The organism is Photobacterium piscicola (assembly GCF_046058925.1).
In the GTDB taxonomy this organism is placed as follows: Bacteria; Pseudomonadota; Gammaproteobacteria; order Enterobacterales; family Vibrionaceae; genus Photobacterium; species Photobacterium piscicola.
Map to the genome: position 1 here is coordinate 1,512,424 of NZ_CP175534.1, position 14,489 is coordinate 1,526,912.

Below are 14,489 nucleotides of genomic sequence, written 5' to 3' on the forward strand. Positions count from 1 at the left end.
TTGAAAAAGCAGCTTTAATTAGCTGCTTTTTTATAAATAAAGAGAAAATAGTGATGAAAAAAGGGCTAATTGGCGGTTTACTATTATTAAGTTCAGGAACTGTATATGCACAGAGCTGTCCTGTTGATGTGCCTAACCCTATTCATATTGATAAAGGCAGTGTCTCTGTTTATGAAGCAGGAAAACCTAAATTATTGATTGATGATAACAATAATTTATTTATTAATGGTCAACAGGTTGATCTTAATGCGATGCAACAAAAAGCATTAACAGTATACAGTGATGATATGCAGACCTATTTACCACAAATGGCAGCATTGGCCCAACAAGGAACCGGGTTAGCTTTAGCTGTATTGAAAGATGTATCAAATAGCTTTGATTCACAAACAGCATTTGCAAAAGTGCAAGCACTCGTTAATCAATTAAGTGAACAAGCACAGCATAAATTTTATAATCAGCAAGGTGAATTTGTGATGCCTGCTGATGTATTTACTAGTATGGATACGACGTGGAAAACTGAATTTGAAAATGCAATGCAACAAGTAACCGTTGAATCGATATCAAGTGTATTAGCAGCACTGGCTGATGAAATGAAAAATGGCGATGTAGATTTTAGCCAGATGCAGACAAAATTTTCACAGTTAAAGACTCAGATCACCGATACTGTGGCTCAGCATAGTGGTGAAATGAAAGTTAAAGCCAATGATTTGTGTGGTTCAATTGAAGGGTTAGCAAAGCAAGAACAACAACTTCAGCAAATAATTCCACAGTTGCAAAATATACCTATGTTTAAAATGTAATTGCGACCAAAGCTTAACCATAATAAAAATAGCACTTAAGGGTGCTATTTTTATTGGGATAAGCACCTACACTTTATAGATAAGATCAAAAAGTAATAGCTGTAAATCATTATTGTATCAATGTATATAAAAGTGTCAGTTCAAGCTAAAGGAGTGCAAAATGTTCAAGTTATTGGTTATTTTTGGATTACTAGCTTTCGCGTATTGGGTTATTCGGTATCTATCTAAATCGCAGCAAAACCAGATAGTAACGGGATTAGTGGCCGTATTAGGCTCTGCTGCGATCATTTTTATTGGATTTGAATTATTTCGTTAGAGCACATCCGTTAATGCAACACCGATACCTAACCGTTGTTGTTTATGATTATAATCAATTAGATTCTCACCATACCCCGTCGAATATTTAGTATACCCTCGTAACTTACCCCATAGAGGGAAAGTTAGACCAAATTCACCATAACCTTTATGAGTTGCAAAGTTTTGACGTCCAGTAAAACTAAATTCGTAATCCTGCCATTTGTAGACAGCATTGAGTTCATAGTGCCCCATATAATCACTGATATCTGGGTTATCGTCACCTTTAGGCGATAAAGGATCTTCTTTTTTATTTTCAGGTATACGCCACCAAGGACGCAGTGAGAAGACAAAATTTCCTTTTTCAACAATTAAATCGGTGTAAATACGGTTCCAACTACGAGATAACCCTTGAGTTCGACCATTGGATTGGTGTTCGATGCCTAATGTTACCCATGTGCTTGCTTCAAAAGGTGTCCAAGGTGTTGGTGCGAGGTAAAATAATTCAGGGCGATAGTTGGTTTCTCTAAATGGACGTGAAATATCTTCGGCATACACTTGCCAATATGATTTCAATGTAAAAGCGGCAAATAAACCATCATTATGAATAAGTAAGTCATCATAACTTAACGGTGTTTTAAAACTTATTTGAAATTCGGCTTCTGCATTTTTCATTTTCCCCGCCCATTCACTGTTTTTATATGCAGCGTTATTAATGTTGTCTGTCATTACAATAGGAAGAAAATAATTCATACGGTGTGGCGTAATAACAAAACGATTTAAAGCAGTATCTCGCTCATCTTGTAATCGTTGAGCCATAAGAGATGGTGATGATTGTGAAGGGGCTGTAATCGTGACAGGCGCGGCTTTAGCTATATTGTCAGAGCAATGAGAGCGAATGTCACTCAATGTTAGTGTGCCATTTTGTGTTTTCACGGCATTTAGCAGGCAAGCATCATAATCTGGAGATGTACTAGCAATAGCTGTACTTGCTATGAATAATGAAGAAGTAAAGCAAACGGTATAAATGCATCTCACAATGATGGGTTATCCCTAAAAAATGGAAAATAAGACGTTACTAATTCTGTGTGTTTTTTTTGTTTCCATTAGTGTACCTAATAAATCTTCCAAAGGAATAACATTAAGTTAGAAATTTGTAAAACAAAAACGCCGTCTTAAAAAAGACGGCGTTTATTATTAAATCATTAGTGTTTTATATTCAGTGTAAATTAGGCACCTGTACGACTACGTGTTGGCTTTCCATTTGGTCGTTGACCACTAGGTTTGCCATTACGATTTGCTGGGCGGCCACTTGCTTGAGCTGGTTTACCATTGCGATTATTACTCGTATTGGTCGTGTTATTATTGCTGCCACCACGGTTACTGTTAGTGCCTGCTTTAGCCGTACTACCATTACGAGAGCTGTTCGCCTGTGGTTTTCCATTATTAACGGGCTTACCATTACGATTACTCTGAGGGCGTTTACCATCAGTGCGAATATCAGGTTGATTCGGGTTCTTGGTTGCAAAACGTTTAGAACCGTGACGACCTGAACCTCGACGTTCAGCTGGTGTCATTTCTGCTTCACTGCCAGCGTCTGGGACTAAACAGTTAGGACGATTACCGATCAGATATTTTTTACCCATGGTAATTAACGCATCACGGATAAGAGGCCAGTTGAGTGGATCGTGATAACGTAAGAGTGCTTTATGAAGGCGACGTTGACGTTCACCTTTAGCGACAAATAAATCTTCGCGACCTTTGTACTTCACTTTCTTCAACGGGTTTGTTTCTGAGTGATACATTGCCGTGGCATTACACATCGGTGATGGGTAGAAGTTTTGTACCTGATCACACTGGTAATCATTTTGTTTAAGCCACAATGCAAGGTTCAACATATCTTCATCAGTTGAGCCTGGGTGCGCAGAAATAAAGTAAGGAATAAGGTATTGTTTTTTACCTGCTTCTTGGCTGTATTGCTCAAACATTGATTTGAAGCGATCATAGGTGCCCATGCCTGGCTTCATCATCAGATCAAGTGTACCTTTCTCTGTATGTTCTGGTGCAATTTTAAGGTAGCCACCCACATGGTGAGTCACAAGTTCACGTACATATTCTGGTGATTCTACCGCTAAATCATAACGGACACCTGAAGCTATCATGATCTTTTTAATGCCTTTAACATTGCGAGCATTACGATATAAATCAATTAAATGTTTATGATCAGTGTTTAGTTTTTCACAGATTTTAGGGAAAATACATGATGGTCGGCGACAGTTAGCTTCAGCTTTAGGATCTGAACAACCAAGACGATACATGTTCGCCGTTGGGCCACCTAGATCAGAAATAGTACCAGTAAAGCCAGGGACTTTATCGCGAATTTCTTCTAGTTCATTAAGAATTGATTCTTGAGAACGGTTTTGAATAATACGGCCTTCGTGTTCGGTAATTGAACAGAATGAACAGCCACCAAAGCAGCCGCGCATGATATTAACCGAGGTTTTGATCATGTCATAAGCAGGAATTTTTGCTTTGCCGTAACTTGGATGAGGCACGCGAGCAAAAGGTAATCCAAACACAAAATCCATTTCTTCCGTCGACAATGGAATAGGGGCACGGTTGATCCATAATTCACGATCAGCGTGTTTTTGGATTAATGCACGTCCAGAATAAGGGTTAGTTTCTAGATGCATTACTCGGCTAGCGTGTGCGTATAAAATACGATCATTTGCTAATTTTTCATATGATGGCAAACGGACAACAGTATTTTCAGCATCATGGCGTGATGGACGAACGTGAATAACTTGTGATTGTTTTTCTTTTTCTTCTTTATTAGAAGCACACGTTTCTTCAGTGGCATAGGGATTCTGCATTACCATTGGACGGCCAGGCTTTTCAATGCGTGATGAATCAATTTCCTGATAACGTTCAGGAATATCTTTGATCATTACTGCCGTGCCCGCAATATCAGTTAATGACTTAATATCTTCGCCATTAGCAATACGGTGTGAGACTTCAACCAGTGCTCGTTCAGCGTTGCCAAATAATAAAATATCCGCTTTAGCATCCATTAGCACTGAACGGCGGACTTTATCTGACCAGTAATCGTAGTGTGCAAGACGGCGTAAGCTCGCTTCAATACCGCCTAAAACAATAGGCGCTTCTTTATAAGCTTCACGACAGCGCTGAGAATAAACTAATACTGCGCGATCTGGACGTTTGCCACCTTCATTATTTGGGGTGTAAGCATCATCTTTACGTAGTTTGCGATCAGCGGTATAACGGTTGATCATTGAATCCATGTTGCCAGAGGTTATACCAAAATAAAGATTGGGTTTACCCAGCGCCATAAAGTCATCTTTATTGTCCCATTTAGGTTGGGCAATAATACCAACACGAAAACCTTGAGATTCAAGTAGGCGACCAATCACGGCCATACCAAAGCTAGGATGGTCAACATAGGCATCACCAGTAACAATGATAATGTCACAGCTGTCCCAGCCAAGAGCATCCATCTCTTTTCTAGATGTTGGCAAGAATGGAGCTGTGCCATAGCATTCAGCCCAATACTTAGGATAGCTATCAATAGGTGTTACTTTCGTGTGCATGTTTTGACCTCTATATTTTGAGGCGGGAATTATAGCGGCTCATAAAAAGGCTGGCTAGTGATTATAAATCTTGATGTTAAACAAAGTTTTTAATAAATCTCTATTCTGACGCTTAACTATAGCGGTTTATTGTGTGATAGGTGTCGTTAAAAAATGATTTTATTTGTTATAAATGACGTATTGACGTTAAGGGATATAGTCGTTCAATACGTCATAAATGATGCATTACGCTGATGTTATCGGCGATAGTAAACTACGTACATCTGAGCCGTCAGGGCTTTGATAAACCGCGAGATTAAATTGAGGTAAAATAGCTAATACGTGATCAAAAATATCGGATTGAACCGCTTCATAAAAAGCCCAACGTGTATCATTAACAAAAACATAAATTTGAACGGGTAATCCTTGAGCACTTGGCTCTAATTCGCGTACGAGAAAAGTCATATCTTGGCGAATTTTATTATTTTGTTTTAAGTAAGCTTCTAAATAAGCTCGAAAGACAGTGATGTTGGTTAATTGAAGTGCATGAGCATCACCTGTCACAATTTCTGCGTTTCTTTTTGCGATAAAATCCGCCACATAAGGGATAGTTGATAATTGTTGCTGTTGCTGCTCATCAATGAATTTAATGGTTTCGATATCAATTAAAATTGAACGCTTAATGCGACGTCCACCAGATTCTTGCATCTGACGCCAGTTAATAAATGAATCTTGTACGAGGGCATAAGCAGGAATATTGGTTACGGTATTATCCCAGTTTTTTACTTTAACGGTTGTTAAAGAAACCTCATCAATACTGCCATTTGCACCATATTTATCCATTTGAATCCAATCACCGACCTTGACCATTTGGTTGGCTGATAGCTGAATACCTGCAACAAAACCTAAAATAGTATCGCGGAAGACTAATAACACTAAACCTGTCGCAACACCAAGGCCACTTAAAAAGTAAATTGGTGAGCGATTAGTCAGCACTGAAATCGCAATAATAAACCCGATAAAAAAGATAATGAGTTTTGATAGTTGCACAAAGCTTTTTACCGGTAAATTTCGACTTATTTGATTAATATCTGCCATATCATTAGTGGCATCAAGGAAGGCATAAGTACTTCTTACTAATACAATAATAAGCCATAGACTTAATGTTCTGTCAATAAAACTACTCAGGATCGCATGTTTATCTAAGACCAGCGGTATAACCAGATTGAGCACCATTGCAGGGATGGTTAATGATAGCTTTTCAAAGACTTTGTGCCGCACCATAACGTGCCCCCATGTCGCTTGGGAACGTTTAATAGCGGAACGTAATATCGCGAGTAATCCCCAGCGAACAAAGACATAAGCTAAAAAGGCAACCACACAACAAAGCACCATGAAGATGGCTGTTGAAATGCTGTCTTGTGGTTGAACATTAATCCCAAGCTGTGACATGCCATTGGCAATGTCCAAGCGTATTTTATGACTCAAAATGGAACTCCAAACTCACCTGTGAATAAAAATATACATGGCTCGATATCGTCATTGGTTTGGGAACACAATCGACGGTGAATACGAGTACTTTTTTATAGTGATGTTTATCTTAGCATAATCAGAAAGGTACATTAGTGGTAGAATCTTAGAATACCAAGTATGTATGTTCGCTTGAGCAAGCAGTACGATATTAAAGAGAGTGTGGAGAAAATGGTGGCCAAAAAATATTATGTTGTTTGGAACGGTCGTGAACCAGGAATTTACAGTGACTGGGTAAGTTGTAAGCAGCAAGTGGATAAATTTGCAGGGGCACGATATAAATCATTTCCAACCCAAGCTGAAGCAGTCGCGGCTTTTGGAAAACCTGCACAGATTTCTGGTTCATCACCACAAGTAAAAAAAACATCAGCAAAACGCACCACCGTAAGTAAAGGGTCATTAACCAGTGAACAAGTTCATGCATTAACAGCTGAAATTAAAATTTTCACTGATGGTGGTTGTGATCCTAATCCTGGTAAAGCCGGATCAGGATTGGCGTTATACCGTAATAATCAACTAAGTGAGTTATGGTATGGCCTATATGAGCCAATGGGAACCAATAATACCGCTGAGTTAAATGCACTTAATCAAGCTCTGATCTTAGCCGAACAAGTTTTGACACAAGGGTCTACAGTAGCGATTTTTTGTGATTCAAAATATTCGATTCAATGTATTACTCAATGGGCGATAACATGGCAAAAAAATGGCTGGAAAAAAGCGGGAGGGGAAATCAAAAACTTAGCATTAATTCAACAAATGTTTGTCCGTTACCAAGCACTAAAATCACAGCTTGTGATCCACCATGTTAATGGTCATGTTGGTATTGAAGGCAATGAGCTTGCAGATCGAATGTCAATTTTAGCCGTCGATACTAAAGTTATTGATTTTTGTTTATATCAACCACCTTATGATTTACCTGCTTTACTTGCACTTCGTGCAGGTTAATTAAGCGTTGGAATATTTATTGCTCAGTTATAAATTAATCTTAGTGTTAACGGAATAATTTGTAATTGAGTTATTTTTATTAACGTAGATAACTATTTAATATTTAATTGGTTGTTTAGTTCTCTTTGTAGAAAATCATTTAATAACGTTAGTCGAGACGTTTGTCGTAATGACGGCTTATAAAGCATAAACAACTCAATTTTTGGCAATTGATAATCTGTTAACACTTGTACTAATTCCCCTGAATCTAACGCAGCTTGAACTTGAAAGTAGGGCTGTATTGTAATTCCTGTACCTTCCATTGCCGCCGCTAGCATCGCTTGTCCACTATTGATCGTAAATCGAGATGAAATACGTGGTGAAAAATAATCACCAGCTGCGTTTTTAAAGCACCAACGATGGGCATGATAAGCCGTTGTGTGTCTTAAACATTGGTGATGCTCTAATGCTTTGGGTTCTAGTGGTATGCCATGTTGCTGTAAATATTCAGGTGTCGCACATGCGACCATATCGTAGCTACAAATTTGGTGGCCGACTAAAAATTCATATCCCTCAATTCGATCATGGAAAATAAGATCATAACCATCACGATAAATATCTGGTGGATTATTATCTAATGTTAAATCAATCTCTAATTGCGGATATTGTTGAATAAATTTACCTAATAAAGGGGAGAGTAGGCTAATACCTAAATTGACACCGCAATATATTTTTAGTTTACCCATCGGTTCATTGAGATCTAGATAGATGTCTTCTTGAGCTGCTTTTAGCTCCGATAGAATATTAATACACCGTAGGTGAAATTGTTCGCCAGCAGTGGTTAATGCTTGAAAACGTGTTGATTTAGCGAGTAATTTAACACCTAATGATGTTTCTAAGCCATGAATATGCTTGCCTACCATTTGTGCACTAATATCACGCTCTTCTGCTACTGCCGCAAATGAACCTAACTCAACCGCTCTTACAAAAATCTCAATACTTGTTATACGATCCATTGAATGATTCCTAACCAAAATCAATGATAATTTCTATTATTAGAAACTCACAGTTGTGATTGTATTCCCTATTTGGATATTTATCTAAGCCAATAATATGACTATCATCACGTTTTATTGTAAATAAAATTTTTATTACTTATATATAAACTCACAGTAGTGGACAACAACCATGCTAAATCTCGTACCTAAAGAGATTGCTATCGGAGAAATTTACTTCCCACCTCTTCTGATTTCAGGTTTTATCGCAATTATTTGTACCTCTTTAACTGTCCGTCTTTTTAATACGGTTAAATGGTATCGATATGTATCAAACCCGCCGTTAGTTGAGTTATCGATTGCAGTTATTTATACCGTGCTCATTAGTACGTTTATTTTTCCGTCATAATGATTTCAAACTATGTTAAGAGATCGTTCTAATACTCTGTGGTAATTTGAATATAATAGAGATAACCATGTTTAAACGTTTATTTATTACTAGTAGTTTCGTCATTATTGCGCTTGCTGCAATTGGCTGGAAATATCAACAATATATTATAAATCCGTGGACACGAGATGGCTTAGTTCGTGCGCAAATAGTACAAATTACTCCGCGTGTTACCGGTCCAATTATTAGCTTAAATATAAAAGATAATAGTGAAGTAAAAGCAGGCCAAGTCCTCTTTGTTGTTGATCCTCGACCTTATAAAATCGCTGTAGAAAAAGCGAAGGGAAATCTAGATCAAACAAAAGCACAATTACAACGAGCACAAGATGAAGCAACGAGAGAGCGTGAATTAATACAACGCCAACCTGGTGCTATTTCTGAAATGACATTAGTACAACAGAAAATTTCAGTGACATTAGCTCAAGCGGGCGTTGAAGCAGCTCAAGCAGCATATGATCAAAGTAAATTAGATTTAAGTTTTACCCAAGTGATCGCTCCTGTTGATGGCTATATTACTAATCTAAATTTAAATATCGGCTCTCAAGTTGTCGCTAACCAGCCAGTAGTCGCTCTTATTGATAAGCATAGTTTTTGGGTTGAGGGCTTTTTTAAAGAAACGGATATTAAAGATGTTGCCTCAGGTGATAAAGCAACAGTAACGTTAATGGCATATGGCGATCAACCGTTAAAAGGCTTAGTTGAGAGTATTGGTTACGGTATTTCTCATAAAAATGGGAGTACAGGGCTTTCTTTGTTGCCTAATGTGAGCCCAACATTTCAATGGATCCGTTTAGCTCAACGTATTCCCGTTCAAATTCATTTAGATCATATCCCTGATGGTATTCAATTCCGTATTGGTTCTTCTGCTTCTATTGTTATTCATAAAAAACAAAAAAATCAGAGCTTAATTAAAATGGTTAAGGGAATGATATGACTACAAGACGCTGGGTAATGCCATTAAAAGTTGCTACAGCTTTAACGCTATCCATCGTCATTGCTTTAGCTTTGGGGTGGAATAAGCCTTATTGGGCTGCTTTTGCGGTGATTGTAATGGCTGCAACAGAAACCAATGGTCATTCTTTAAAAAAAGGTCGCCACCGAATTATTGGTACGTTTGCTGGCGTTATTATTGCTTTTGTTTTAGTTGATTTATTTGCGCAGCATCCATTGGCTTTATTGCTGGCTTATTCTTTGATTATTGCTGTGTGCATCTATCAACAGACGAATCCTAAAAATGGCTATGCGTGGACTATCGGGTTGATGGTGTCATGCGTCATTATTGTGATGGGGAAATTATCAGCAGAACAAACCTTTGATATTGCAGCACTTAGACTACAAGAAACTATTCTTGGTGTTATTTGTTTTAGTTTTGTTTTTAGTCTTTTTAGCCCTGTATCTAGTCGCGTAGTATTGCTTAACACATTATTAAGTAATGCTAAATCTAAGCAAGAAAAGATAGAACAAGCGATTATAGATATTCAATCTAATGAAATGTTAAGCCGTAATGTTTCTTGGAGTGATAGCTTAAAATATTTAGCCCGTATTGATGATTTACTACAAGCTGCAAAAACGGATAGTTATCAAATAAACAGTGAATTTCCTATATGGGAAACCATCAGAGATGAACAAAATCAATGGGTTCTACTTGGTGGGCATTTATCTGAAGCGATTAATCTTATTGAAGAACGCTTTACTACAGAACAAAAGCAGCAGTTAATAGTGGCATTAACAGCGCTCAAAAATAGATATGTAAATACAATCACATTATTAAGTTATGTCGTTGAAAATCCACAAGCGACCAATAATTGTATTCGTCAGCATATGGTAGAGAATACTTTATCAGTGGATCAGTTTTCATTGCCATCATTACTTCATCATAAAGAATTACATCATGGTGCTTTTATGATGTTGGCACAAAATTTAGTGAAGATGGATACGCTACAAGCGTCGATATACCAACATTTAACTCAAGCAATTTTGAGTGAAAGTCCATCAAAGATAAAAACAACCAAGAAAGCATCATCTGCTTTGTTTAATATATCTTTAGATTCAGAACGGCTTATTAACGTTTTTAAGATATTAGTGATTTTTTGGATCAGCGTTGGTTTGTGGCTTTTTATTCCCATGCAAGGGGGAGTAATGATAGTTATGTTAAGCCTTATTTTTGGTAGTGTTGCTTTATCGTTACCCTTTGTGAGCCCTCGCTATATATTAATGCATATGATCGTTTGGTCAGTATTAGCATTATTGCAATATATTTTTATTCTGCCTCATTTAAGTCAGATTTGGCAATTAGGGTTATTTTATTTTATCAATGTCTTTGTACTTTGGTTTTATTTTAACCAACCTCAACAAGTCTTCCATCGGTTATTAGGTTGTCAAAATTTGATGTTGATGACAACCAGCGCGATTCAATTAGTGCCAACATACAGTGTTGAAACATCACTGTTAACAATACTGCTACTATTTATCGGTTTGTTGGTTATTTTTTGGGTTTATAATGGTATCTATTCAAGTCAGCCTGAATATGTGTTTTTACGTCAGCTTAGTCAATTTCGAATTCGATTACATTTCGGATTAAAAAAACTGGTTAATAAAAATACCAATAAATTCTTTTCATTAAGTATTTCTGCACCAGTACAAGCGGTATCGCTTGCAGAAATGGCAAGCACGAAGATTAATTGGGTAAATTATGAACAAATTGATAAAGCGCAGGTAACTACATTACTTAATTTGGGTTATCGGTCGTGTTTTTATTATCGTTCATTTACAGATAGCTATGAACAATGGCAAGCAACGCAATATAATGAAAATATTGATATATTTATTGTTGAGTGTGTTCAAGAACTTATTGCGATCACAGGGATTACAATGATCTGTGAAAACATTTCAACAATACACGCCTCTAAATTAACCGTATTGCAGGTTAAATTAACAGACTATCGAGGGAAATTACCATCGTTGTATGGTCAGTTTACTCAAGATGAAATGGATAAAACGTATCAATTAATTACATCTCTTTTGCTCTTTATTGCGTCTCTTGATAATGTCTCTAAGCAAGTAATGGAACAGTCTTTATATCAATTAAAATTTACGCAATTTGCATTGTAAATGATATTGTTCAACTAATGCGTGCAATAAAAGAAAAGAAAAATATTGTTATAACGGCTGTCGGTTGTGAGTGATGCCATATAAAAAGCCCACTGAGAATATATTATCAGTGGGCTTCGTTCGTTAAATTACGCTGTAATAATTATTAAGCGTACATAGGTACTAATATCATCGTGCCGATAATAACGGTAACGAGGCCACAGAGCACCGGAACCACAGTACGCTTAACGACTTCAAATGGACTGATTTGTGCCATACCCGATGTTGCAACAATAACACCTGATACCGGTGAAATAGTACGACCTAAGTTTGATGCTTGTAGCATTGGAATAATCAAGAATGCAGGACTTAAACCAAGCTTAACCGCCAACTGTGGCGCTAACTCAACAAAAGCATAGAAAGGTGCATTACCTGAACCTGTTGCAATTGCAGCAGCAACCGTTAACGCTGTTAGTAATAGCATCAGTGCCACGCCGCCAGCGCCTGCTTTATCAGCAAGAGCGAGTAGGTTATCAATTGCTCCAATTGACATTAAGCCTTGCGCAAATACACCTGCCGCGACCAATAACATCACAACGCCTTTAAAAGCATCGCCCATACCGGTGTAACAAGCTTCAAGGTTTTCAAGGGTTTCTTTACCATTGAAACGACTTGTTAGGAAATCAACCACGGCACCAATGACAATAGAAAGTACTACAATAGTATAAATATCAAGAGTTAGACCTGGAATGGTTTCACCGTTGAACAGAAAAACACCAACAATAGGTAAGAAGGGCAAAATAGCGTAATAAGCAGGTGCTTTGACTTCTATTTCAGAAATATCCAACTTTTCCATTGGCGTATTATTTTTCTTATCAAGGTATTTGTTCCAGAAAAAAGCCGCGACTGACATCACGATAATGGCACAGATAGAAACTGGTAATACGGTTTCTACTGCAAAAACATGTAATGGTAAGCCTGATTTTTCAGCGGCCACAATTACATCACCAGAGGTTGGTGAAAGAATGATTGCGGCAGGTGAGGCACATACAGCAGCGGCTGCTGGGCGAGAAATACCCATTGCGGTCATCATTGGGAATAAGGTTGCCATTAATAGCACCCCAAGACCTGTTGCCGAGCTTACTGCTAATGACATTAGACAGGCAACAATATAAGCCGCAACTAATAAAACATAAGGTGATTTAATAAAAGAAAGAGGTTTTGAAAATTGTTTTACTACAACATTGTTAGCGCCAATATGGGTCATATATGTAGCGAAACCACATAGCAACATAATTTGTAAACCAAGGCCACCATTACGGTATTGGAGCATATATTTAACATACTCAAGCGAATCTGTTAGTAGATTTCCTGTCGATGTGATGCCTTTTGGTAATACCGTGTGTCCTAAAAATCCTGCTAAAATTAATAAAAGAATACCAGCAACAAGCAGTACACCTGCGGCTTTATATCCTTTTACTATGTAATAGCCAACGGCAATGGTGATCACCAGCCCAATTAACAATTCCGTCATGGAAACTCCTCTCCTTAAAAATAAAAATATGTGTATTTATGACGTTTTTCAGTTTGTTTTTCATAAATTACGTGAGTAATGTAGCGAAAAAAAAGCTTATGAACGACTGTTAACCGATCAATATATGATCTCATCCATATTTTTATTGCTAATGTTAATGGTTTGGTTTTGTTTTTAAATAAAAACTAGCAGTTAACTGTTTTTTATCTGTTAAATTTAGCCTTGTGAAATGTGTTTTTTACATTCATTCCTTTATTGTTGGCATTGTTGTTTTACATATTCAATGAAAGCTTTATCGGCTAGTGATAAATAACCTTGTTTACGCCATGCCATAGCAAGGTCTAATTGGATCGGATCTGAAAAAGGGATGGGGGTCAGATGTGGTTCATGATCGGTGACTAATTCAAGCAGTGCTGTAATGGCAAAATCATGACGAACAATTTGCAAAATCATTGGTAATAAGTTGGTTTCAAATGAAATTTTAGGCGTTAAGTTATGTTGTTCACAGACATGATCTAACATTTCACGATGGAAATAACCTGACTTAAATGCAACTAACTCTTGTCCAAAAAAATCATCAAAACTTAGGCTTTTTTTTGTAGAAAAGTCGTGTTGTTCACTGACTACAGCGACCATCTGTGAACGTAAAAGATGTTCGATATGTAACGTCGAGGGAACGTTATGATTAATAATAACGCCTAAATCTAGTTCACCATCAATAAGCATTTGCCGAATAGATTGCGTTCCCGCTTCGACAATGGTCAATTTTAAATTAGGATAGTGGCTTTTAAACCCCATTAATATTTGAGGGAAAAAATACGATCCCAACATGCTAGGTACACCTAGTCTTACTTCTCCTTTTTCTAAGCCGCGCAACTCTTTCATTGCGAGTGTCGCATCATCTATTTTTTGTAGAATTTGTTTCGCATGTACCAGTAATACTTCACCTTCTTGAGTCAGTGTGACTTTACGCTCATTTCGATAAAATAATGTTAGATCTAATTGTTGCTCTAATTTTTTTATAGCAACGCTTAGAGCAGGCTGCGCAATATGTAATTGTTCAGCGGCACGAGTAAAGTTTTTAGTCGCCGCTAATTGCGTAAAATAAGTCAGTAAACGAATATCCATAGCTATAGTCTTTAGTTATTGCCGTGATATTAATTATATATTTTCTTTATTATGCTGCTGTTGTTATCGTTTTGTCACGTTATGTTTAGTCTTATCAAATGCAACATTGTGCGCTTAATAATGTGCACACTAAACATGGATCTTTTTTAGTGGTGAAAT

At 37.2% G+C, this 14,489-nt stretch carries 12 protein-coding genes; 6 read left to right on the forward strand and 6 right to left on the reverse strand.

Annotated features, from left to right (window positions below; translation table 11 throughout):
• The first annotated feature begins 53 nt into the window (after window positions 1-53).
• The gene (locus ACJZU6_RS07265) at window positions 54-800 is read left to right on the forward strand and encodes a DUF2884 family protein (RefSeq protein ID WP_080159150.1); all 747 of its coding nucleotides are present in this window, start codon (window positions 54-56) and stop codon (window positions 798-800) included.
• Window positions 801-960: 160 nt separating this feature from the next.
• Complete coding sequence (locus ACJZU6_RS07270) at window positions 961-1,116, forward strand: hypothetical protein (RefSeq protein WP_162841613.1); 156 nt, start codon at window positions 961-963, stop codon at window positions 1,114-1,116.
• Here the strand turns inward: ACJZU6_RS07270 and ACJZU6_RS07275 are convergent.
• The 3 genes from ACJZU6_RS07275 to ACJZU6_RS07285 all read right to left on the reverse strand — a co-directional run bounded on the left by ACJZU6_RS07275 (window position 1,113) and on the right by ACJZU6_RS07285 (window position 6,169).
• Entirely contained in the window at window positions 1,113-2,132 is a 1,020-nt protein-coding gene (locus ACJZU6_RS07275; RefSeq protein ID WP_408900885.1) for a phospholipase A, read from the reverse strand. The genes ACJZU6_RS07270 and ACJZU6_RS07275 overlap by 4 nt on opposite strands.
• Before the next feature lie 191 nt (window positions 2,133-2,323).
• Window positions 2,324-4,702, reverse strand: coding sequence for a YgiQ family radical SAM protein (locus ACJZU6_RS07280; protein ID WP_408900886.1), 2,379 nt, complete (start codon window positions 4,700-4,702; stop codon window positions 2,324-2,326).
• A 225-nt stretch (window positions 4,703-4,927) separates the two neighbouring features.
• A complete protein-coding gene (locus tag ACJZU6_RS07285) occupies window positions 4,928-6,169 on the reverse strand; it encodes a mechanosensitive ion channel family protein (protein WP_080159152.1) in 1,242 nt (413 codons plus the stop codon).
• A 216-nt stretch (window positions 6,170-6,385) separates the two neighbouring features.
• Here ACJZU6_RS07285 and ACJZU6_RS07290 point away from each other — a divergent pair, with 216 nt between their 5' ends.
• On the forward strand, window positions 6,386-7,156 hold the full coding sequence (locus ACJZU6_RS07290; RefSeq protein ID WP_408900929.1) for a ribonuclease H family protein: 771 nt from the start codon (window positions 6,386-6,388) through the stop codon (window positions 7,154-7,156).
• Window positions 7,157-7,248: 92 nt separating this feature from the next.
• Here ACJZU6_RS07290 and ACJZU6_RS07295 read toward each other — a convergent pair whose 3' ends face one another.
• Window positions 7,249-8,151 carry a LysR family transcriptional regulator gene (locus ACJZU6_RS07295; protein WP_408900887.1) on the reverse strand — a complete coding sequence of 301 codons (903 nt, stop codon included), beginning with the start codon at window positions 8,149-8,151 and terminating at the stop codon, window positions 7,249-7,251.
• Between the two features lie 172 nt (window positions 8,152-8,323).
• Here ACJZU6_RS07295 and ACJZU6_RS07300 point away from each other — a divergent pair, with 172 nt between their 5' ends.
• From ACJZU6_RS07300 to ACJZU6_RS07310, 3 genes are all read left to right on the forward strand, one after another.
• The gene (locus tag ACJZU6_RS07300; protein ID WP_080159154.1) at window positions 8,324-8,539 is read left to right on the forward strand and encodes a DUF1656 domain-containing protein; all 216 of its coding nucleotides are present in this window, start codon (window positions 8,324-8,326) and stop codon (window positions 8,537-8,539) included.
• Window positions 8,540-8,606: 67 nt separating this feature from the next.
• A complete protein-coding gene (locus ACJZU6_RS07305) occupies window positions 8,607-9,512 on the forward strand; it encodes an HlyD family secretion protein (RefSeq protein ID WP_080159155.1) in 906 nt (301 codons plus the stop codon).
• A complete protein-coding gene (locus ACJZU6_RS07310; RefSeq protein WP_408900888.1) occupies window positions 9,509-11,689 on the forward strand; it encodes an FUSC family protein in 2,181 nt (726 codons plus the stop codon). Before ACJZU6_RS07305 ends, ACJZU6_RS07310 begins: the two co-directional genes overlap by 4 nt.
• Window positions 11,690-11,834: 145 nt before the next feature.
• Here the strand turns inward: ACJZU6_RS07310 and dcuC are convergent, their stop codons facing one another.
• A complete protein-coding gene (gene dcuC / locus ACJZU6_RS07315) occupies window positions 11,835-13,202 on the reverse strand; it encodes an anaerobic C4-dicarboxylate transporter DcuC (RefSeq protein ID WP_408900889.1) in 1,368 nt (455 codons plus the stop codon).
• A gap of 252 nt (window positions 13,203-13,454) precedes the next feature.
• Window positions 13,455-14,330 (reverse strand): LysR family transcriptional regulator, encoded by an 876-nt coding sequence (locus ACJZU6_RS07320; protein ID WP_408900890.1) that lies wholly within the window; start codon window positions 14,328-14,330, stop codon window positions 13,455-13,457.
• Window positions 14,331-14,489 lie beyond the last annotated feature (159 nt).